Genomic DNA, 21,004 nt, shown 5'->3' with positions numbered 1-21,004 from the left:
ACAAGCAACGAAGGAGTCTCGCATGACAACCAAGACCAACGCCGCCATCGACGCGCGCCGCATCGCTGCCACGCCGCGCGGCGTCGGCATCGGCTTCCCCATCTATGCAGAGCGCGCGCTGAACGCCGAGCTTTGGGACGTCGAAGGCCGGCGCTACATCGACTTCGGCTCGGGCATCGCGGTGCTCAACACCGGCCACCGGCATCCGCGCGTGGTCGAGGCCATTCGCGCGCAGCTCGAGTGCTTCACCCACACGGCCTACCAGGTGGTGCCGTACGAAAGCGTGGTGTCGCTGGCCGAGCGCCTGAACCGCCTCACGCCCGGCACCCACGCCAAGAAGACCGCCTTCTTCACCACCGGCGCCGAGGCGGTCGAGAACGCCATCAAGATCGCGCGCGCCGCCACGCGCCGGCCCGGCGTGATCGCGCTGGGCGGCGGCTTTCACGGCCGCACCTTCATGGGCATGGCGCTCACGGGCAAGGTGGTGCCGTACAAGACCGGCTTCGGGCCCTTTCCCGGCAGCATCTTCCATGTGCCCGCGCCGATCGCGCTGCACGGCGTGTCGGTGGACGACTCGCTGCGCGCCATCGACAAGCTGTTCAAGGCCGACATCGAGCCCGAGCAGGTGGCGGCCATCATCCTGGAGCCGGTGCAGGGCGAAGGCGGCTTCTACGCCGCGCCGCCCGCCTTCATGCGCGCGCTGCGCGAGATCTGCGACCGCCACGGCATCCTGCTGATCGCCGACGAGATCCAGACCGGCTTCGCGCGCACCGGCAAGTGGTTCGCCATGGACCACCACGACGTGGTGCCCGACCTCATGACGATGGCCAAGAGCCTGGCCGGCGGCACGCCGCTGTCGGCCGTGTGCGGCCGCGCCGAGATCATGGACGCGCCCGCGCCCGGCGGCCTCGGCGGCACCTACGCCGCCAACGCGCTGGCCATTGCGGCGGCGCATGCGGTGCTCGACGTGATCGAGGCCGAACGCCTGTGCGAGCGCGCGCAGATACTGGGCGACCGGCTCAAGGCGCGCCTCGAAGGGCTGCGCGCCAAGGTGCCGCAGATCGCGGACGTGCGCGGCCTGGGCGCGATGGTGGCAGTCGAGTTCGCCGGTGCCGACGGCGCGCCCGACCCCGAGTTCACGAAGCAGGTGCAAACCCGAGCGCGCGACGCGGGTTTGCTGCTGCTGACTTGCGGCGTGCACGCCAATGTGGTCCGCTTCCTGTTCCCCCTGACCATCGAAGACGCGGTGCTCGGCGAAGGCCTCGACATCCTCGCCGCCGTGCTGCAAGCCTGAGACAACATTCCATGCCATTGAAGCTCCAAGACCCGACCCTGCTGCGCCAGCAGGCCTGCATCGCCGGCGCCTGGGTGAATGCCGACAACGGCACCACCGTCGCCGTCACCAACCCCGCCACCGGCGAGCAGATCGGCACCGTGCCGATGTGCGGCACCGAGGAAACCGTGCGCGCCATCGCCGCCGCCGAGAAGGCGCAGAAGGCCTGGGCCAGGGTGCCCGCCAAGGAACGCTCGGCCATCCTGCGCAAGCTCAACGACCTGATGCTCGCGAACGTGGACGACCTCGCGCTGATCATGACCACCGAGCAGGGCAAGCCCCTGGCCGAGAGCCGCGGCGAGATCGCCTACGCCGCCTCGTTCATCGAGTGGTTCGCCGAAGAAGCGCGCCGCGTGTACGGCGACACCATTCCCGCGCCGCAGGCCGACCGCCGCATCCTGGCGCTGAAGCAGCCCGTGGGCGTCACCGCCGCCATCACGCCCTGGAACTTTCCCACCGCCATGCTCACACGCAAGGCCGGGCCCGCGCTCGCGGCCGGCTGCGCCATGGTCGTGAAGCCGGCCACGCAGACGCCGTTCTCGGCGCTGGCCTTTGCCGTGCTGGCCGAACGCGCGGGCGTGCCCAAGGGCCTGCTGTCGGTGCTCACCGGCTCGGCCAGCCAGATCGGCGGCGAGATGACGCGCAGCCCCATCGTGCGCAAGCTCACCTTCACCGGCTCGACCGAGGTGGGCCGCACGCTCATGAAGCAGTCGGCCGACACCATCAAGAAGCTGTCGCTCGAACTCGGCGGCAACGCGCCCTTCATCGTGTTCGACGATGCCGATGTGGATGCCGCCGTCGAAGGCGCGATGGTCTCCAAGTACCGCAACACCGGCCAGACCTGCGTGTGCGCCAACCGCTTGTACGTGCAGCGCGGCGTGCTCGAGGCCTTCACGCAGAAGCTGGTGGCCAAGGTCAACGCGCTGAAGGTCGGCAACGGCACCGAGGCCGGCGTGAACCAGGGCCCGCTGATCGACGCCAAGGCGGTCGAGAAGATCGAGGAGCACGTGGCCGACGCCGTCGCCAAGGGCGGCACCGTGCTCGCGGGCGGCAAGCGCCATGCATTGGGCGGCCTGTTCTACGAGCCGACCGTGATCGGCGGCGCCACGCCCGACATGCTGTTCGCGCGCGAGGAAACCTTCGGCCCGCTGGCGCCGATCTTCGCGTTCGATACCGAGGCCGAGGCCATCGCCGCGGCCAACGACACCGAGTTCGGCCTGGCCGCGTACTTCTACAGCCGCGACATCGGCCGCATCATGCGCGTGGCCGAGGCGCTCGAATCGGGCATCGTGGGCGTGAACACCGGGCTGGTGTCGACGGCCGAGGCGCCCTTCGGCGGCGTCAAGCAGTCGGGGCTGGGGCGCGAGGGCTCGAAGTACGGGCTCGACGACTTCCTCGAAGTGAAGTACGTCTGCCTGGCGGGGCTGGACAGCTAGCGCGTCAGCTCAGCAGCCAGTGCACGCTGAACAGCCGCTCGGGGTCGGTCCACACCGCCCCGACGCGGAAGCCCGCGCGCACCGCCAGGGCCTGCAGGCCCTCGACGGTGAACTTGTGCGAGTACTCGGTGTGCAGGGTCTCGCCTTCCTCGAACGAGAAGCGCTCGCCACGCAGCTGCACGCTCTGCGCGCGCCGGCTCACGAGGTGCATCTCGATGCGGCGCATCGGTGCGTTGTAGAAGGCCGCGTGCGAGAAGCCGTCGAGGTCGAAGTCGGCCGACAGCTCGGCGTTCGCGCGCCGCAGCAGGTTGAGGTTGAACGCCGCCGTCACGCCCTGCGCGTCGTTGTAGGCCGCGTGCAGCCGGTCGGGGTCTTTCACCAGGTCGACGCCGATGAGCAGGCCGCCGCCGCGCAGCATGCGCGCCGCGAGCTGCAAAAACGCCAGCGCCTCGTCGGGCTCGAAGTTGCCGATGGTCGAGCCGGGGAAGAAGCCCACGCGCCGCCCCGCCCCGGCCAGGGGCGCGGGCAGCACGAGCGGCATGGTGTAGTCGGCCGCGATGGGCTGCACCGCGAGCGCCGGGTAGTCGGCCTTCAGGCGCGCCGCCGCGGCTTCGAGGTGCTCGCCCGAGATGTCGATCGGCAGATAGCGCTTGGGTGATTCGAGCGCATCGAGCAGCAGCCGCACCTTGGTGAGCGAGCCGGCGCCGAACTCGACGATCTCGGCGTTCGGCCCGATCTGCGCGGCGATCTCGCCGGCGCAGGCGCCCAGGATGCCCAGCTCGGTGCGCGTGGGGTAGTACTCGGGCAGCTCGCAGATGCGGTCGAACAGCTGCGAGCCGGCCACGTCGTAGAAGAACTTGGGCGAGATGTGGCGCGGCGTGCGTGCCAGGCCGGCCTGCATGGCGCGGCCGAACTCGGACCACGGGGCGGTGTCGGGCGGGGTCGCCGCTTCCTGTCGCTGCAGGTGGCTGGCGAGGGCGAACGGGGCGGTCGGATTGCGCATGGTGCTCGGCTCCATCGAGGTGTCGGTCAAAGGTCTTTCGCGAGCCGCAGCCCCGAGAACTGCCAGCGTGCCGCCGGCGGAAAGAAATTGCGGTAGCTCGACCGCGTGTGGCCGGCCGGCGTGGCCACGCTGCCGCCGCGCAGCACCAGCTGGCCCACCATGAACTTGCCGTTGTATTCGGCCGCGATGCCGGGCAGCGGACGAAAGCCCGGGTACGGGTCGTACGAGGAACGCGTCCATTGCCAGACATGGCCGCTCATCTGCGCGATGCCGGGCGCGTCGAAGGCGGCCTCCCATTCGAACTCGGTGGGCAGCCGTGCGCCGGCCCATTCGGCGTACGCGGCGGCCTCGTAGAAGCTCAGCTGGGACACGGGCGCGTCGGCCTCCATCGGCCGCACGCCGTGCAGGCCGAACACTTGCCAGCCGCCGGGCGCGGCAGGGCCGCCGCCCGCGCCGAGGGTGGCGATGCGCGGGTCGTCGGCCTCGAGCCAGTAGGCGGGGTGGCGCCAGCCTTGGGCCTGCACCGTGGCCCAGCCGTCGGACAGCCACAGCTCGGGCCGGCGGTAGCCGCCGTCGGCGATGAACTGCGCGTAGTCGCCGCAGTTCACCAGCCGGTCGGCGATGGCGTAGGGGCGCAGCAAGGCGGCGTGGCGCGGCGTCTCGTTGTCGAAGCAGAAGCCCTCGCCCGCATGCCCGACCTCGACCGTGCCGCCCGGCTGTTCCAGCCAACGCACCTCGGCCGGCACGGCGGCCAGCCGCCGCGCGGGGCCGCTCGCGGGCTTGTACGCCGGCAGCAGCGGGTTGCACGACAGCGCATGCAGGATGTCGGTGAGCAGCAGCTCCTGGTGCTGCTGCTCGTGGTTCAGCCCCAGCGCGACGATGGCCTCGATGGCCGCCCAGTCGAGCGCCTCCGGCGCCGCAAGCAGCGCGAGCACCGCCTCGTCGACATGGCGGCGGTAGGCGTGCACCTCGTCCAGCGACGGCCGCGTGAGCAGCCCGCGCTGCGGCCGTGGGTGGCGCGGCCCGAGCGCCTCGTAGTAGGAGTTGAAGAGGTAATGAAAACGCGCATCGAAGGGTCGGCACCCCGCCGCATGCGGCTGCAGCAGCACGGTCTCGAAGAACCACGTCGTGTGCGCCAGGTGCCACTTGGTCGGGCTGGCGTCGGGCATCGACTGGATGCACTGGTCCTCGGCGGACAGCGGCGCGGCCAGCGCCACGCTGGCGGCGCGCACCATGCGAAATTGCTCGCGCAAGGCGCTCGCCACGGGGGCGATCGGCCGGGAAAACGTCATGGTGTCTCCAGTCGGGTGAGCCGGAAGTTTTAGCCCATACCGGCGACAAAGGCACGTAGGACAAGACGCCGCCGCCGCGCCGCCACGGGAGCCCGTCCTGCGCGCAAGCGGCCCCGGAACGCCGCGGGCCGCTGCGTATGATTCGGGCGATGCAAACCCCCTCTCCTTCGGCCAGGCCCCACGTTGTCATCATCGGCTGCGGTTTCGGCGGACTCGAGGCAGCGCGCAAGCTGCAGCGGGCCGACGTCGATGTGACGGTGATCGACAAGACCAACCACCACCTGTTCCAGCCCCTGCTCTACCAGGTGGCGACCGCCGGGCTCGCGGCGCCGTCGATCGCGGCACCGGTGCGCGCCCTGTTCCGCAAGCAGGCCAACGTGACCACGCTGCTGGCCGAGGTGACGGGCATCGACCCGGCCGCGCGCACGGTGCAGCTCGCCGATGGCAGCCAGGTGGCCTACGACCACCTGATCGTGGCGGCCGGCGCCACGCACAGCTATTTCGGGCACGACGAGTGGGCGCCCGCCGCGCCGGGCCTGAAGACGCTGGCCGACGCCTTCGAGATCCGCCGCCGCGTGCTGATGTCCTTCGAGACGGCCGAGACCACCGCCGACCCCGAGCGCCGCCGCGCGCTGCTCACCTTCGTGGTGATCGGCGCCGGGCCGACCGGCGTCGAGATGGCCGGCACGCTGGCCGAGATCGCCAAGCACACGCTCGCCGGCGAGTTCCGCCGCATCGACCCCGGCAGCGCGCAGGTGCTGCTGGTCGAGGGCGGCCCGCGCGTGCTGCAGGCCATGCCCGAAAGCCTGAGCCAGAAGGCGCTCGAGCAACTGGAGCGGCTCGGCGTGGAGGTGCGGCTGAACGCGCGCGTCACCGCCATCGACAACGCCGGCCTCGAAGTGCAGACCGGCGGCGGCCCCGACGGCGCGCCGCTGCAGAGCTACCGCATTCCCAGCAGCTGCGTGGTGTGGGCGGCCGGTGTCGCGGCCTCGCCGCTGGGCCGGCTGCTCGGCAGCGCCACGGGCGTCGAGTGCGACCGCGCGGGCCGCATCAAGGTCGAGCCCGACCTGAGCCTGGCAGGCCACCCCGAGATCAGCGTGGTGGGCGACCTGGCCGCGGCCATGAGCCACGCGCCCGGCAAGCCGCCCAAGCCGGTGCCCGGCGTGTCGCCCGGCGCCAAGCAGGCCGGCCGCGCGGCGGCGGCGAACATCCTGCGCCGCCTGGCGGGCCAGTCCACGGTGCCGTTCCGCTACGCCGACTACGGCAATCTGGCCACCATCGGCCGCAACTCGGCGGTGGTCGACCTGGGCACGCCCTTCGGCCCGCTGCGCTTCAGCGGCCGGCCCGCGTGGCTGTTCTGGCTGTTCGCGCACGCGTACTTCCTCATCGGCTTCCGCAACCGCGTGGTCGTGATGTGGGACTGGGCCAGCGCCTACTGGAGCTTCCAGCGCAACGCGCGCGTGGTGGCCGACGTGCAAGGCCGCAGCGAGTCGTAAGCACTTCCCACGCCGCGCGATGACGTTGCTCTGGTGGGTTGTCTTTCATGCGCTCGATGCGCTGTTCTGGCTCTGGATCCTGCGCTGGGGCGGCGCGGCCTGGCTCGAAGGCACATTCCTCTCGGGCTTTCTCGTGAGCATCTTCGCGCCACGCTGGGGCGCCGAGGGCCTGCGCATGTTCGCGCTGCTGATGCTGATCGTGTGCGCGATCAGCTTCGTCTGGGGCCTGCTCATGCCCGAGGTGCGCTGCTGGTACTCGGGCCACTGCTGACCCATTGAAGTCGCGAGGCGCCGTCAGGCGCTCATGACAAGGGTTCGAAGCGCACGTCGCCCCACGGCTGCGAACCACCGCCACCATGGCGCGGCTGCTCCCGCCGTTCGCGCCGCCAGTCCCATGGCGGCGTGGGCGCCGTGTCGGCCCACAGGCCCAGGTGTTGCGCGCGCGCCGTGGCCTCGAGCCGGAACAGGTCGCCCCCGCGCTTCTTCGCGATGCCGTGGTAGTCGTACACCCAGGCCCAGCCCTCGGCCACCATGCGGCGGCCGACGTCTTCGCCGTTGCAGCGCACGTCGGCCACGGTGCGGCCGTAGCGGTCGGTGTCGCGCTCGGTGATGACGGCCTTCTCGGCGTAGCACAGGCGGCTCAGTGCCTGGCGGCTGCGCTGGCCGTAGGGCTGCGCTTTCTCGGGCGCGTCGATGGCGGCGATGCGCACCTTGACCTGCTCGTAGGCGCCGCTGCGACCGCAGCGCGCGGTGAGCGTGTCGCCGTCGCTCACGCCCACGACGAGGCAGGTGCGCGGCGACGCGGCGTGGGTCAGCAGCGGGAGGGAAAGGCCGAGGGAAAGAAGCAGGAAGACGGGACGAAAGCGCATGCGGAAAGGGAACGGAACACGGGGCCGGGAATGGCCGACGATTCTCGGCGCGAAGTGAACGCGCCGCCCTTCGGATGCATTTGTTTTCGTCTTCGCTTCAGCGCGCAGCCGGCGCGCCCGTCGACTTGCGCACCACCAGTTCCGGGCGCAGCACCACGGTGGAGGCCGACAGCGCCTGCCCGTCGATCTCCTCGAACAGCATCTCGGCCGCACGCCAGCCGAGTTCGCGGTGCGGCAGGCGGATGGTGGTGAGCGGCGGATCGACCATGTCGACCAGCGGCATGTCGTTGTGGCCGGTGATGGAGATGTCCTTCGGCACGCGCAGGCCGGCCTCGCGCAGCGCGTCGTAGGCGCCCAGTGCCACGAGGTCGTTGCAGCAGACCACGGCCTGCGGCGCGGCGCCGGCCGCGAGCATCTGCTTCATCGCGACCGCGCCCGCCTCGCGGCTGTAGCTCGTGCATTCGACGATGCGGGCCGGCTTCATGCGGTGGTCGCGCAGCGCCTGCTCCACGCCCAGCAGGCGGCCCACGCCGGTGGGGATGGTCTGCGGCCCCGCCAGGTGCGCGATGCGCTTGTGGCCCAGGCCCACGAGGTGGTCGACCGCGAGCTTCATCGCCAGCCGGTCGTCGCTCACCACGGCGGGCAGGCGGCCGGTTTCGTCGGCGCGGTTGACCAGCACCGCGGTCATGCCGGCCTTGGCGACGAAGTCGACCAGCGGGTCGTCGCGCGTGGCGGTGGCCAGGATCACGCCGTCCACGCGCTGCGCCAGCATGCGCTCGAGCACCGGCCGCGCGAGCGCCGGGTCGACCACGTTGGTGACGAACACGAAGTAGCCGCGCGCCGCCGCGCTGGCCTCGATGCCCTGCAGGATCGGCGGGAACACCGCGTTGGTGATGTCGGGCACCAGCACGCCGATGGTGTGGGTGCGGCCCGTGCGCAGCGCCGAGGCCGCGCGGTTGGGCCGGTAGCCCAGCCGCTGCGCGGCCTCCTCGACCACGCGCAGCACCTCGTCGCTGATCAGCGAGCGCTTCTCGGGGCTCAGCGCGCGCGACACGGTCGACACATGCACCCCGGCGGCACGGGCGACGTCGCGGATGGTGACGGGGCTGGTAGGGGGATGGGTGCTCATTGGTGCAAACGATTGTTGGTCATCCGGTGCGCCATGGTTGGCGAATTCCCATTCTGGCATCCCGGATACCCATCATTTTACTTTTCCGAAATCTGTCTTAAGATCATGCAAACGATTGCAAGGATTGCAGATGAACATCGCCACCTCCCCCGATTCGGTGCTCGGCTTTGCGCTCGACGCCATGCAACACACCCCCGACCCGCGCCTGCGCACCGTGATGGACGCGCTCACGCGCCACCTGCATGCCTTCGTCCAGGAGGTGAAGCTGACCGAGGAGGAGTTCGAGCAGGCGCTCGAATTCATCGTCGCCATCGGCCACGCCACGGGCGAAACCAAGAACGAGGTGGTGCTGGCGGCCGACATCCTGGGCTTGTCCACGGTGGTGGCGCTGCAGAACAACCAGGACCCGCACGGCGAATCGCCGGCCGCGCTGCTCGGCCCCTTCTGGCGCGCCAACTCGCCGGCCTGCGCGGCGGGCGAGAGCATCGCGCGCTCGGGCACGCCGGGCACGCCGCTGGCGGTGACGGGCACGGTGCGCGATGTGGGCGGGCAGCCGATGGCCGGCGTCACGGTCGACGTGTGGCAGGCCTCGCCGGTCGGGCTCTACGAGAACCAGGACCCGGAACAGGACGACATGAACCTGCGCGGGCGTTTCACCACCGACGCGCAAGGCCGCTTTCATTTCCGCAGCGTGCGCCCCGCCGGCTACCCGGTGCCCACCGACGGGCCCTGCGGCGTGCTGCTCCGCCCACACCACCGCCACCCGAACCGGCCCGCGCACCTGCACTTCATGCTGAGCAAGCCGGGCCACAAGGTGCTGGTCACGCAGGTGTTCGCCGACGACGACGAGAACCTGGAGAGCGACCCGACCTTCGGCGTGACGCGCCAGCTCATCGGCCGCTTCGCGCTCGCGCCCGACGGTCGCAGCGCCACGCTGCAGTACGACTTCCAGCTCGAGCCGGGAGAAATGAAGTTCCCCCGCCCACCGATCCCCTGATTCCGCAACTTCCCTTCATCCCATGAGCTTCGATCCCCAATCCCGACTCCACGGCAAGATCGCCGTCATCACCGGCGGCCTTGGCGCCATCGGCTACGCCACGGCCACGCGGCTGGCCGCGCTGGGCGCCACCTGCGTGCTGCTGCACCGCGGTGGCGACGACAACGCCGCCGCGCGCGCCGCCGCCCTGCCCTCGGACAGCGGCCAGCGCCACGGCGCGATCCGCGCCGACATCGTCGACACGCCGAGCCTGCAGGCCGCCGCCGCGGAAGTGAAGGCCGCGCACGGGCGCTGCGACATCCTGGTCAACAGCGCGGGCCACACGCAGCCCGTGCCGGCCGGCGACCTCGACGCGCTGACCGACGAACTCATCGACGACCTGCTGCGCGCCAACTTCCGCGGCGTGTTCGCCACCATCCGCGCCTTCGCGCCGATGCTCAAGGCCACCGGCGACGGGCTGGTGGTCAACATCTCGTCCATCGCCGGCTTCACGGGCGTGGGAAGCAACCTCGCGTATGTCGCGGCCAAGGCCGGGCTCGACGTGGTGGGCGACGCGCTGGCCAAGGCGCTGGCGCCGGCGGTGCGCGTGGTGTCGGTGTCGCCGGGCGCGGTCGAGTCGGGCTTCGTGCCCGGGCGCGGCGCCGAGTTCGCCGACAAGATGGCCAGCACCACGCCGCTGGGGCGCATCGGCAAGCCCGACGACGTGGCGGCCACCGTGGAAGCACTCGCCACCACGCTGCGCTTCGTCACCGGCACGCGCATCGTGGTCGACGGAGGGCGCCACCTGTGAACAACGCCAAGACGCTCATCACCTGCGCCGTCACGGGCAACCTCGTGAAGCCCGAGCAGACGCCGCACCTGCCGATCACGCCGGTGCAGATCGCCGACGAATGCCTGGCCGCCGCCGAGGCCGGCGCGGCGCAGGTGCACATCCACGTGCGCCACCCCGAGACGGGCAAGCCCTCGATGGAGGTCGAGCTGTACCGCGAGGTGGTCGATCGCATCCGCCGCGAGAACCGCGAGCTGATCGTGAACCTCACGACCGGGCCGGGCGGGCGCTTCATTCCGAGCGAGGACGATCCGAAGATCGCCGCGCCCGGCACCACGCTGCTGCCGCCCGAGAAGCGCGTGGAGCACATCGCGCTGATCCGGCCCGACGTGTGCTCGCTCGACCTCAACACCATGAACTCCGGCCCCGACGTGGTGATCAACACACCGAAGAACGTGCGCCGCATGGCGAAGGTGATGCGCGAGGCCGGCGTGAAGCCCGAGCTGGAGATCTTCGACTCGGGCGACATCCACCTGGCGCTGGACCTCATCGCCGACGGCACGCTCGACGGGCCCGCGATGTGGACCTTCGTGCTCGGCGTGAAGTACGGCTTCGCGCCCACGCCCGAGACGCTGCTCTATGCGCGCAACCTGCTGCCGCGCGGCGCCTTCTGGAGCGCCTTCGGCATCGGCCGCACGGAGTTCCCGATCGTCGCGCAGTCGTGGCTGCTGGGCGGCCACGTGCGCGTGGGCATGGAAGACAACATCTACCTCGAGAAAGGCGTGCTGGCCCAGAGCAACGCGCAGCTCGTGGCGAAGGCGCGCGACATCCTGCGCAGCCTGGGCGGCGAGGTCGCCAACCCGCGCGAGGCCCGCGCGATGCTGGGGCTGGCCGACACCCGCACCGTTCAGGGAGCCGCACGATGAGCGCCCTCCTTCATGAACCGCGCGCACTGCGCGTGAACGGCAAGGCCGCCAACCTCGAGGCGCTGCACCTGGAGGCTGCGCCGCAACCCGAACCCGTGGCGCCACCCGGCCATGCCGTGGTGCGCGTGATGGCCGCCGCCGTGAACCCGAGCGACGTGAAGGCCGCGCTGGGCCTCATGCCGCAGGCCGTCTGGCCGCGCACGCCGGGGCGCGACTTCGCGGGCACCGTCGTGAGCGGCCCTTCGGAATGGATCGGCCGCGAGGTCTACGGCTCGGGCGGCGACGTGGGCATCACGCGCGACGGCTCGCATGCGCGCTACCTCGTGCTGCCCGAGGCGGCCCTGCGCGCCAAGCCGAAGGGCATCTCGATGGACGAGGCCGGCGCGGTGGGCGTGCCCTTCGTCACGGCCTACGAGGGCTTCCGGCGCTGCGGCATGCCGCAGGCGGGCCAGACGGTGCTGGTGCTGGGCGCCAACGGCAAGGTCGGGCAGGCAGCGGTGCAGCTGGCCGCGCAGGCCGGCGCGCGCGTGATCGCGGTGCAGCGCGGCCCCGGGCCCTTCGCGGGGTTCGCGAGCGCGCCGGTCGACGTGGTCGATGCGCGCCACCACGCCGACGTGGGCGCGCAGGTGCGCGAGCTCACCGACGGACGCGGCGCCCACATCGTCTACAACACCGTGGGCAGCGCCTACTTCGAGGCCGCCAACAAGGCGATGGCCAAGGGGGCCACGCAGATCTTCATCGCCACGCACGACCGCGCGGTGCCCTTCGACATCTTCGCGTTCTACCGCGGCATGCACACCTACGTGGGCATCGACTCGCTGGCGATGGACTGCGTGGCCTCCACCGCGCAACTCGACGCGATGCGCGAGGGCTTCGAGCGCGGCACGCTGAGACCCTTTCCCGTGGCACGCCACTTCGCGCTCGACGAAGCGATCGACGCCTACCGGCTCGTGCTGTCTGGCAGCACCGACCGCGTCGTGCTGCGCCCCTGACCCCCACCAGGACATTCACCATGCATGTGACCCGTTTCAGCGAGGCGCCGCACTACGAGGCGCCCAACCACTTCGACATGCGCTGCCTGCGCCTGCAAGGCAAGGAAGCCGGCCCCTCGACGCAGATGTGGATGGGCATGAGCCAGATCCTGCCCGGCGGTCGCACCGGGCTGGACGGTTCGCCGATGGAAAAACTCTACCTCGTGCTCGAGGGTGAGCTGCACGTCGTCGGCGAGCTCGACGGCGCGCACCAGGAAGACGTGCTCCAGCCCTACGACAGCTGCCGCTTCGCGCCCGGCGAGAAGCGCCAGCTCGAGAACCGCAGCAACCGCCCGGTGCTGGTGGCGCTGGTGATGGCGAACGCACCGCCCGCCTGACGCCCTCCTTTCCCAGCCAGTCATTCATCGCTCGCACCAACAAATCAACGGAGACAAGACGCATGAAAAAGACATTCCCCTGGAGCCGCCGACAGGCGCTCACGGTCGCCGCGGCGCTGGCGGCCTGCACGCTCGGCGGCGCGCATGCACAAGGCGCGTGGCCGGGCACGCAGCCCATCAAGCTGGTCGTGCCCTTCACGGCGGGCAGCGGCACCGACATCGTCGCGCGCCTGGTCGCCGAGAAGCTCGGGCCCGCGCTGGGCACCAGCGTGATCGTGGACAACCGCCCCGGCGCGGGCGGCACGCTGGGCGCGGCCATCGCCGCCAAGGCGCCGGCCGACGGCTACACGCTGCTGGTGCATTCGGCCGGCCACCTCGTGAACCCGTGGATCTACAAGGGCCTTTCGTACGACACGCTGAAGGACTTCACGGGCGTGACGCCCATGGCCAGCCTGCCCAACGTGCTGGTGACCTCGCCCTCGCATTTCACCGACGTGAAAGACCTCGTGGCCAAGGCGAAGGCCAAGCCCGGCGGACTGAACTACGGCTCCGCGGGCAACGGCTCGGCCACGCACATGAATGCCGAGGTGTTCCGCCTCGCAGCCAGCGTCGATGCGCAGCACGTGCCCTTTCGCGGCACGCCCGAGGCCATGACCGAGGTGATGGCCGGGCGCGTCGACTGGTTCTTCGCGCCGATGGTGTCGGCGCTGCCGCTGATCAAGAGCGGCAAGCTCAAGGCGCTGGCCGTGGGCACCGCCGGCCGCTCGTCCGCCCTGCCCGACGCACCCACCACCGTGGAGGCCGGCGTGCCGGGCTCGGCCTACCTGTTCTGGGTCGGCCTGTTCGCGCCCGCAAAAACGCCGCAGCCCGTGGTGGAACGGCTGCAGGCCGAGGTCGCGAAGATCATGGTCGCGCCCGAGCTGAAGGAGCGGCTGGAGAAGCTCGGCGCCGAACCCTTCACCATGCCCTCCGCGCAGTTCAACAAATTCATCGCCGACGAGACCGCGAAGGCGCAGCAGGTGGTCAAGGCCGCGGCCATCAAGGTGGACTGACCTCAGCGCAGCAGCGCCGCCAGCACCGGCGCAAGCCCCGCACCACCGGCCACGGCGGCAGCACCGGCGCCCCACGCCACGGCGCGTGGGCGGTACGGCAACAGCAAGGCCACCGGCAACGCACCCGCCGACAGGAAGCCCAGCCACGCGACCGTCCCGACCGTGGGGCCCCAGGCCATCACGCATGGCACGATGGCCGCAGCCAGCAGCACCATGCCGATCACGCGCAAGCCCGTGCGCCGGCGCGCGGGCACTTCGCGTCCGCGCGTCAGCTGCTCGTGGTGCCGGTCCATGGCAAAGCTCAGGCACGACATGCCCGCATACGCCAGCGCCAGGCCAAGCAACGAAGCCCATGCCGTCGTCATCGCGCCACCTTCCGCAGCAGATGACGCAGCGCGCCCAGCGCCGCTGGGCCGAAGGCCACCACGCCCAGTTCGACGCCGAGGCTTTCCCAATCACTGCGCAGCAACTGCGCCAGCAGGTGATCGCCCGTGGTCACGAAGTTGAGCACCGGCAACAGCAGGCACAGCGCGGCCAGCGCGCCGAGCTGCTCGCGCCACGCGCGTGCCGGCGAACGCACGAAGGCATGCACCAGCGCCAGCGCCCACAGCGCGAAGAAGACCTGCAGTTCGCGGTCCGCGCGGTGCCCGATGCCGACCGGCACCAGCCGGTTGGCCCACAGGTAGCCCACGCAGGCGATGGCCAGGCCGGCGATGGCCGCGACGTTCAGCGCCTCGACCAGCCGGTAGACCCGCGCCGTCGCGCCGCCGAACTCGCCCAGGTGCTTCTGTCGGCGCTTCACGATGAACAGCACGGCGCCCGAACCCATCATCGCGGTGCCCGCGAGCCCGCACAGGAAGTAGAGCCACTTCATCGGCCAGCCGCCGAAGGTGACCATGTGCAGCCCGCCCATGGCCGACTGCGCGAGCATGGCCGCGCCGCCGTCCGCGGCGCCCGGCAGGCGCACGCGCTGCACCTGGCCGCTGGCGGCCGAGAACTGCACCATGCCGGTGGTGGCGCTGAGCCGGCGCGCGGATTCGTCATCGCCGTTCCATCCGTACACGCCGATGCGCGCGCCCGCGTCGCCCGGGTGGTCGATGACGACCGCGCGCACGGGCTGGCCCATGCGCTCCTGGCCGCGCGCCGCGAAGGGTTCGAGCACGGGCACGGGCATGGCGCGGCCGGTGGCGGCGGGCTTGTCGCCGTCGCCCAGCTCGGACACGAAGCGCACCTGCGCCGCCTCGCCCGTGCCGTAGTGCAGCGCCTTGGGGGCCGGCATGAAGCTGGTGCCCGAGATCACGAGGCCGGTGTAGGCGATCATGAACTGGAAGGGCAGCGTCAACACCGCCACGGCGTTGTGCGCGTCGAGCCAGCTGCGCTGGCCTTTCTTGGGCCGGAAGGTGAAGAAGTCCTTGAAGATGCGCTTGTGCGTGATGACGCCCGACACCAGCGCCACCAGCATCGCCATCGCGGCGATGCCGACGATCCACAGGCCGACGGTGCCGGCATGCAGCTCGTAGTGGAAGTCGACGAAGTGGTGGCCACCGAGCGTGGCGCGCGCCGCGTGGCCGCCCTCCTCCGTCAACGGCTTGCCGGTGGCGGGGTCGAGTGCGATGCCCGCGTACTGCCGGTTGGCGTCGAACCAGAACACGCGCAGCTCGCCGCCGCCCTGCGCATCCGAAGGCCACAGCTCCCACATCGAGGCGCCCGCGTGGTGCTCGGCCATGTAGGCCATGCCCCAGGCCAGGCGCTGCGCGCGGTCGGCCGTGGGTTCGCCCTTCCTGGCTGCGGCGGCGGCCTCCTCGGCGTGGTGCTCCGGCGTCATCCAGTGGGTGATGGGCTCGTCGAACACGGCCAGCGTGCCGGTGAGGAATACCGCGAACAGCAGCCACGAGAACCACAGGCCGCACCAGGTGTGCAGCCAGGCCTGGGCCTGGCGAAAGCCCCCTTGCGAGAGCGCCTTGGCTTTCTTCGTGCTCATGCGCCGCCTCCCGCGCCGCGCAAGGCCAGGCCGAGCCCGGCCAGCACCACGGCGGGCAGCAGCAGGCCGGCCCAGGCGCGCGGCAGCGACACGGGCGCGAACGCCCAGATCACGGCGACGGTGTAGACCGCGAAGCTGAACTGCATGCCCCCGAGCGCGGCCTCGGCAGGGCCGGCCGGCAGCACGGCGGCCAGGAAGACGGCGGCGGCCGAGGCCAGCGCGTAGCCGCCGAACACGGCGGCTGCGACGCGGGACAGCAGCCGCAGGGCGGGAGAAAAGGAGGAGGTGCGGGTGTTCATCGGGGACCGGAAAACGGGGCGCGGACATGCGCCCCTCCCCTACATGACAAACGAGAACGAAAAAAGGGTCATGCCCCCCGCTCTTTTCCGGTCAGAACGCGTAGCTCAGCGTCGCCACCGCGTTGCGCGGCGTGCCGAAGTAGGCCTGCCCGTCGATGTTGCTGTAGTACTTCTTGTCGAAGAGGTTCTCGATGTTCAGCTGCAGCGCCAGCTTGGGCGTGAAGGCGTAGCGCGCCATCAGGCTCACGACCGCGCGCGAGCCCTGCTGGTAGCGCAGGTCGACGTCGCCCACGCTGTACGCGTAGGAGGTGCGGTTCTGCCAGTTGACGCCGCCGCCCAGCGTGAGCCGGTGCCACGCGCCGGGCAGCCGGTAGGTGGTGAACAGCGTGGCCTGCGTGGTCGGCATGGCGGTGTTGATGCGGTTGCCGTTGCCTTCGCGGCCCAGCGTGCGCGCGATGCCCGCGTTGAGCTGCCAGCCCGGGGCCAGTTCGCCCGACACCTGCAGCTCGATGCCCTTGCTGGTCACGCCGCGCGCGCCGTAGTAGGCGCCTTCACTCGAGTTGGGCACGAGCTTCGTGCCGTCGCGCTGCGCCACGTTCTCCTGCTCGGCGCGGAAGACGGCGATGGAGGTGTTGAGCTTGCCGTTCAGGTGCTCGCCCTTGAGGCCGATCTCGTAGCTCTTGCCGGTCACCGGGTCGAGGTACGAACCACTGGCGTCGCGGTAGTTCTGCGGCTGGAAGATGTCGGTGTAGCTCGCGTACACCGAGTAGTTCTCGCTCAGGTCGTACACCAGGCCCGCGTAGGGCGTGAACACCTCGTGCTTGCGCGTGGCCGGTGCGTCGGCGGTCAGGCGCGTGGAGCGCCAGCTGTTCTGGCGCCCGCCCACGATGAGCTTGAGCGAATCGGCCAGCGACAGGCGCGCGGCGCCGTAGGTGCCGGTCTGACGCGTCTTGGTGATGGCCGAGACCTTCAGCGGGTCCCAGCCCGGCTCGGGGTACGACGCGGCGTTCCAGTCGTAGAAGTTGCCGGTGTCGGGCTGCGGGCTGGTGCGCGGATGGCTCGCCTCCACGTAGCGCGACTGGCTGTTGCTGACGCCCACCACGAGTTCGTGCGTGCGGCCCAGCAGCGTGAAGGGGCCGGTGGCCTGCAGGTCGAGGCTGTTCTGGCGGAACTGGTGTTCGAAGTAGCCCGGCAGCGAGCCCAGGCCGGTGCCGGTGAGGCGGTCGAGGTCGCCGTACAGGTACAGCAGCTTGGCGTTCTGCCTGCTCTGCCGGTGCGAGCCGTTGGCCTTGAGTTTCCAGCCGTTGTCGAACTGGTGCGTGAGGTTCGCGAAGGCGGTGGTGGTGGTCGTGTCCCAGTGGGTCCACGGCGTGCCGAGGGTCTTGGAGCGGTCCCAGCGCGTGGCCGTGCCGTCGCCGAAGGTCAGCGGCAGGCCGCCCCAGGTCGACGAGGTGGGCCGCGTGGCCTGCGACTCGATGCCCACGCTCAGCGTGGTGTTCGGCGACAGATCGGCATCGACCACGCCGTACAGCACGTGCTTGCGGCCGTGGTACATGTCGATGAAGGAGTCGCGGTCTTCCGTCATGCCGATGAGGCGGGCGCGCACGCGGCCGTCTTTGGTGACGGGCGTCTGCAGGTCGACCGTGCCGCGGCGCAGGTTCCACGAACCCAGCGCAAGCGACGCGTTGCCGGCGAACACCTTGCTGTCGGCGTGCTTGCGCACCAGGTTCACCGAGGCCGAGGGGTTGCCCGCGCCGGTGAGCAGCCCGGTCGAGCCGCGCACGACCTCGATGCGGTCGTACAGCACCGGGTCGTTGGTGGAGGCGCCGAAGAAGTCGGTGGTGACGGTGGTCGGCACGCCGTCGTACTGGTAGTTGTCGATGTAGAAGCCGCGCGCGTACAGGTCGGTGCGGTCGCTGTCGGAGCTCACCGAGAACACGCCAGGCACGCTCTGCATGGCCTGGCCGAGCGACAGCAGGTTCTGGTCCTCGATCTGCTGGCGCGTGATGACGGTGACCGACTGCGGCGTCTCGCGCGGCGAGAGCGCGAGCCCGGTGGCCGCCGCCGTGGCGCGCGTGGTGTAGGCGCCGGTGCCTTCGGTGGTGCCGCTGCGGTCGGCCTCGGCCGTGACGGTGACGGGCGAGAGCGTGTCGATGCCGCCGGCCCCTGCGGCGGGCGTGCCGGCCTCGCGGCGGTGCAGCGTGTAGCTGCCGTCGGTGCGCGCCACCACCTGCAGGCCGCTGCCCGCGAGCAGGCGCTCGATGGCTTCGCGCGCGGTGTAGCGGCCCGCCACGGCGGGGCTGCTGCGCCCCTGCGTGAGCGCGGGGTCGAACGACAGCGCGATGCCGTTGCCCGCCGCGAAGGTGGCGAGCGTGCGGCCCAGCGGGCCGGCGGGAATGTCGTAGGCGCGGGACACGGCGGCGTCGAGCGATGACGATGACGCCTGCGCGAAGGCCGGCCCTCCCGCGCCGGCCAGGCCGCCGAGGGCAAGCGCCATCAGGGCATGGCGAAGGACGGTGTTCAGGCGGCGCTCTGCGAACGGGCGCAGGGCGGACGGGCGGGATGCGGACATGGAGACGGGCCTTTCGGTTGGGCAACGGTGGGTTCTTCACCCTCCTTGCCAGCCGAAACGAAAAAAAGTCTCACCCCCGGATCGATATATTTTTCGAAGCGCCCGTCGCGCGCTCTTCGGGTGCCGCGCGCGGCACGAGCGTGACCCAGTAGCCGCGCAGGCGCGTGGCCGCATCCACCGGGTAGGTCGACACCAGCATGCGCAGCACGCCGTCGGTGTCGGCCAGCGGAAAGGCGCCCGAGACACGCAGCTCGGCCACCGCCGCGTCGCACTGCAGCAGGCCGGGGCGGTAGCGCGACAGCTCGGCGGCGAAGTCGGCCAGCCGCATGCCGTCGGCCAGCAGCATGCCTTGGGTCCACGCCAGCACCGAGGCGTCTGCCGGACGGAAGTCGTCGATGCCGTCGGCCGTGAAGCGGGCCTGCTGCCCGGCCGGCAGCACGCGCGCGGCGGCGCGCTCGGGCGTGATGCGCACCGCGCCTTCGAGCACGGCGATGTGGGTGGCGCCGCCCGCCTCCTTGCGCACGCTGAAGCGCGTGCCCAGGGCCTCCAGCGTGCCGCCGGCGCTGGCCACGCGGAACGGCCGATGCGCGGCGGCGGGGTCGGGCGCGGTGGCGATGAAGATCTCGCCCGCCTGCAGCACCACGCGGCGCTGCGTGCCGTCGAAGTGCACATCGACCGCGCTGGCGGTGTTGAGCGTGAGGCGGCTGCCGTCGGCCAGCCGCAGTTCGCGGCGCTCGCCGGTGGCGGTGCGGTGCCCGGCCATCCAGCCGCGCTCGCCCGCCGTCTCGACCGCCTGCCAGCCGAGCCAGCCGGCGGGCACAGCCGCGAGCAGCGCGGCCAGCCGGCCGAGGGTGGCGCGGCGGTTGTTCGCGTTGCCGCGCACGGGCCGTGCGAGCGACGACATGGCCAGCGCCGGCGGCAGGCCGCCGAGCTTGTTCATCAACTGCTCGGCGCGCGCCCAGGCGCGGGCGTGGTCGGGGTGGCTCTGGCGCCAACGCTCGCAGGCGCGGCGGTCTTCGTCGGTGACGGCGCTGTCGTGCAGCCGCATCAGCCATTCGGCGGCTTCGTCGAGCACGCGCGGGGCGAGCGTCGATGTCTCGAAATTCATCGCGCTCATGCCATCACCGCCAGGCACCCCCGAAAGCCCTGCTGCATGTAGCGCTTGACCGTGACCAGCGACACGCCCAGCTCGCGCGCGATGTCCTCGTACTTCATGCCGTCGAGCTGCGACAGCAGGAAGGCACGTCGTGCGAGCGGCTTGAGGGCGTCGAGCATCGCGTCGATCTCGTGCAGCGTCTGCAAAATCACCAGCCGCTGCTCGGGCGACGGCGCCTCGGGCTCGGGCATGACGGCCAGCGCCTCGAGGTAGGCCCGCTCCAGCGCCTGGCGCTGGTACCAGTTCACGAGGATGTTCTTGGCCACGCTCGTGAGGTAGGCGCGCGGCTGCACGATGACCTCGGGGTTGCGCGCCGTCAGCAGCCGCGCGAAGGTGTCCTGCGCGAGGTCGGCCGCGTCGCACGAATTGCCGAGCTTCTTGCGCAGCCACGACTGCAGCCAGCCGTGGTGGTCGCTGTAGAGGGTGTGGACTTGCTGGAAGGCGGCTTCGGCAGCGGACATGGCGGGCGGCACGGCGGCGGGGGCTCCGCCTACAAATAAGAATTATTCTCATTTTAAGCAAAAAGGCTGCAGTACCGCCCTGCCCGTCCTGTTCGCACTGCGGACAGCGTGGCTCAGGCCGGCCGGGCTGCCGCGAGCGCTACCGCGTCCGCGCCCGCCGGATAGCGCAGCGTCGCATCCGAGTCGTTCGCGGCGCGCCAGACGGCCTCGGCCACGTCGGCCGCCGTGGTCACGGCCGTGGGGTTGCCCAGCGCCGCGAAGACGCCCTGCGCCAGCGCTGCGTAGTCCGACGGGATCAGGCCCTGCATGCGCTGCGCCCCGTTCTCGGTGAACCGCGTGCCGGGGCCGTAGCCCGGCTCGACCAGCTTCACGCGCACGTTGAACGACGCCAGCTCGAAGGCGAGCGAGGCGGTGAAGCCCTCGATCGCCGTCTTGCTCGCGGTGTACGCGGCCACCAGCGGCATCGGCGCGAGCGTGACGGTCGAGGTGACGTTGACCAGCACCCCCGAGCGCCGCGCCCGGAACTGCGGCAGCACGGCCTGCGCCATGGCCATCATGCCGAAGGTGTTGGTCTCGAACACCTCGCGCACGGTGGCCATGGGCGTGGCCTCGAAGGCGCCGAAGAGACCGACGCCGGCGTTGTTCACGAGCACGTCGATCGGGCCCGCGTTCTCGATGGCGGCGGCGATGCTGTCGGGTTGCGTCACGTCGAGCGGCAGCACGCGCAGGTTCGGCGCGTCGGGAAAGAGGTCGTCGCGCGGCGTGCGCATGGTGGCGACGACGCGCCAGCCCCGGGCGTGGAAGTGGCGCGCGGTGGCCAGGCCGTAGCCGGAGGAGCAGCCGGTGATCAGTGCGGTTTTCAAT

21 protein-coding genes are annotated in these 21,004 nt (G+C 71.1%); 10 read left to right on the top strand and 11 right to left on the bottom strand.

Going from position 1 to position 21,004, the window contains the following annotated elements; translation table 11 throughout:
• The first annotated feature begins 22 nt into the window (after positions 1 to 22).
• The gene (gabT, locus tag AC07Q9_RS24405; protein WP_495312071.1) at positions 23 to 1,294 is read left to right on the top strand and encodes a 4-aminobutyrate--2-oxoglutarate transaminase; all 1,272 of its coding nucleotides are present in this window, start codon (positions 23 to 25) and stop codon (positions 1,292 to 1,294) included.
• A gap of 11 nt (positions 1,295 to 1,305) precedes the next feature.
• Positions 1,306 to 2,769: an NAD-dependent succinate-semialdehyde dehydrogenase gene (locus AC07Q9_RS24400; protein ID WP_492727911.1), complete on the top strand. Its 1,464-nt coding sequence runs from the start codon at positions 1,306 to 1,308 to the stop codon at positions 2,767 to 2,769.
• 4 nt (positions 2,770 to 2,773) lie between these two features.
• Here the strand turns inward: AC07Q9_RS24400 and egtD are convergent, their stop codons facing one another.
• Together egtD and egtB are read right to left on the bottom strand one after the other, a co-directional pair.
• On the bottom strand, positions 2,774 to 3,772 hold the full coding sequence (gene egtD, locus AC07Q9_RS24395) for an L-histidine N(alpha)-methyltransferase (protein ID WP_095747679.1): 999 nt from the start codon (positions 3,770 to 3,772) through the stop codon (positions 2,774 to 2,776).
• A 26-nt stretch (positions 3,773 to 3,798) separates the two neighbouring features.
• The gene (egtB, locus tag AC07Q9_RS24390) at positions 3,799 to 5,064 is read right to left on the bottom strand and encodes an ergothioneine biosynthesis protein EgtB (RefSeq protein WP_495312070.1); all 1,266 of its coding nucleotides are present in this window, start codon (positions 5,062 to 5,064) and stop codon (positions 3,799 to 3,801) included.
• Positions 5,065 to 5,213: 149 nt separating this feature from the next.
• Between egtB and AC07Q9_RS24385 the strand changes: the two genes are divergently transcribed.
• A complete protein-coding gene (locus AC07Q9_RS24385; protein WP_495312069.1) occupies positions 5,214 to 6,560 on the top strand; it encodes an NAD(P)/FAD-dependent oxidoreductase in 1,347 nt (448 codons plus the stop codon).
• Positions 6,561 to 6,579: 19 nt separating this feature from the next.
• A complete protein-coding gene (locus tag AC07Q9_RS24380) occupies positions 6,580 to 6,831 on the top strand; it encodes a hypothetical protein (RefSeq protein WP_495312068.1) in 252 nt (83 codons plus the stop codon).
• Positions 6,832 to 6,862: 31 nt separating this feature from the next.
• On the opposite strand, the gene AC07Q9_RS24375 is transcribed toward AC07Q9_RS24380, so the two are convergent.
• Both AC07Q9_RS24375 and AC07Q9_RS24370 read right to left on the bottom strand, forming a co-directional pair.
• On the bottom strand, positions 6,863 to 7,429 hold the full coding sequence (locus tag AC07Q9_RS24375; RefSeq protein WP_495312067.1) for a thermonuclease family protein: 567 nt from the start codon (positions 7,427 to 7,429) through the stop codon (positions 6,863 to 6,865).
• A 97-nt stretch (positions 7,430 to 7,526) separates the two neighbouring features.
• Positions 7,527 to 8,558, bottom strand: coding sequence for a LacI family DNA-binding transcriptional regulator (locus AC07Q9_RS24370; protein WP_495312066.1), 1,032 nt, complete (start codon positions 8,556 to 8,558; stop codon positions 7,527 to 7,529).
• Between the two features lie 130 nt (positions 8,559 to 8,688).
• Between AC07Q9_RS24370 and AC07Q9_RS24365 the strand changes: the two genes are divergently transcribed.
• The 6 genes from AC07Q9_RS24365 to AC07Q9_RS24340 all read left to right on the top strand — a co-directional run bounded on the left by AC07Q9_RS24365 (position 8,689) and on the right by AC07Q9_RS24340 (position 13,671).
• On the top strand, positions 8,689 to 9,555 hold the full coding sequence (locus AC07Q9_RS24365) for a dioxygenase family protein (RefSeq protein ID WP_495312065.1): 867 nt from the start codon (positions 8,689 to 8,691) through the stop codon (positions 9,553 to 9,555).
• 22 nt (positions 9,556 to 9,577) lie between these two features.
• A complete protein-coding gene (locus tag AC07Q9_RS24360; RefSeq protein WP_095746212.1) occupies positions 9,578 to 10,345 on the top strand; it encodes an SDR family NAD(P)-dependent oxidoreductase in 768 nt (255 codons plus the stop codon).
• Positions 10,342 to 11,250 (top strand): beta-keto acid cleavage family enzyme, encoded by a 909-nt coding sequence (locus AC07Q9_RS24355; RefSeq protein ID WP_495312064.1) that lies wholly within the window; start codon positions 10,342 to 10,344, stop codon positions 11,248 to 11,250. The genes AC07Q9_RS24360 and AC07Q9_RS24355 overlap by 4 nt, the downstream gene beginning before the upstream one ends.
• Complete coding sequence (locus AC07Q9_RS24350) at positions 11,247 to 12,242, top strand: quinone oxidoreductase family protein (protein WP_495312063.1); 996 nt, start codon at positions 11,247 to 11,249, stop codon at positions 12,240 to 12,242. Before AC07Q9_RS24355 ends, AC07Q9_RS24350 begins: the two co-directional genes overlap by 4 nt.
• 20 nt (positions 12,243 to 12,262) lie before the next feature.
• Complete coding sequence (locus tag AC07Q9_RS24345) at positions 12,263 to 12,619, top strand: cupin domain-containing protein (RefSeq protein WP_495312062.1); 357 nt, start codon at positions 12,263 to 12,265, stop codon at positions 12,617 to 12,619.
• Between the two features lie 62 nt (positions 12,620 to 12,681).
• Complete coding sequence (locus tag AC07Q9_RS24340) at positions 12,682 to 13,671, top strand: Bug family tripartite tricarboxylate transporter substrate binding protein (RefSeq protein WP_495312061.1); 990 nt, start codon at positions 12,682 to 12,684, stop codon at positions 13,669 to 13,671.
• A 2-nt stretch (positions 13,672 to 13,673) separates the two neighbouring features.
• Here the strand turns inward: AC07Q9_RS24340 and AC07Q9_RS24335 are convergent, their stop codons facing one another.
• The 7 genes from AC07Q9_RS24335 to AC07Q9_RS24305 form a co-directional block, all read right to left on the bottom strand.
• Positions 13,674 to 14,036, bottom strand: a complete 363-nt coding sequence (locus tag AC07Q9_RS24335; RefSeq protein ID WP_354343715.1) for a DUF3325 domain-containing protein — start codon at positions 14,034 to 14,036, stop codon at positions 13,674 to 13,676.
• The gene (locus AC07Q9_RS24330; protein ID WP_495312060.1) at positions 14,033 to 15,652 is read right to left on the bottom strand and encodes a PepSY-associated TM helix domain-containing protein; all 1,620 of its coding nucleotides are present in this window, start codon (positions 15,650 to 15,652) and stop codon (positions 14,033 to 14,035) included. Before AC07Q9_RS24330 ends, AC07Q9_RS24335 begins: the two co-directional genes overlap by 4 nt.
• Positions 15,649 to 15,951, bottom strand: coding sequence for a DUF3649 domain-containing protein (locus AC07Q9_RS24325; RefSeq protein ID WP_095948980.1), 303 nt, complete (start codon positions 15,949 to 15,951; stop codon positions 15,649 to 15,651). Before AC07Q9_RS24325 ends, AC07Q9_RS24330 begins: the two co-directional genes overlap by 4 nt.
• 91 nt (positions 15,952 to 16,042) lie before the next feature.
• Positions 16,043 to 18,523: a ferric-rhodotorulic acid/ferric-coprogen receptor FhuE gene (gene fhuE / locus AC07Q9_RS24320; RefSeq protein ID WP_495312059.1), complete on the bottom strand. Its 2,481-nt coding sequence runs from the start codon at positions 18,521 to 18,523 to the stop codon at positions 16,043 to 16,045.
• Between the two features lie 70 nt (positions 18,524 to 18,593).
• A complete protein-coding gene (locus AC07Q9_RS24315) occupies positions 18,594 to 19,640 on the bottom strand; it encodes a FecR domain-containing protein (RefSeq protein WP_495312058.1) in 1,047 nt (348 codons plus the stop codon).
• On the bottom strand, positions 19,637 to 20,140 hold the full coding sequence (locus tag AC07Q9_RS24310) for a sigma-70 family RNA polymerase sigma factor (RefSeq protein ID WP_070062515.1): 504 nt from the start codon (positions 20,138 to 20,140) through the stop codon (positions 19,637 to 19,639). The genes AC07Q9_RS24315 and AC07Q9_RS24310 overlap by 4 nt, the downstream gene beginning before the upstream one ends.
• Positions 20,141 to 20,253: 113 nt before the next feature.
• Positions 20,254 to 21,003, bottom strand: a complete 750-nt coding sequence (locus AC07Q9_RS24305; protein WP_495312057.1) for an SDR family oxidoreductase — start codon at positions 21,001 to 21,003, stop codon at positions 20,254 to 20,256.
• Position 21,004: the final 1 nt, after the last annotated feature.

The sequence above is a fragment of the Variovorax sp. GW821-FHT09A10 genome (assembly GCF_059418385.1).
This window is presented reverse-complemented; position numbering and strand designations above follow the sequence as displayed.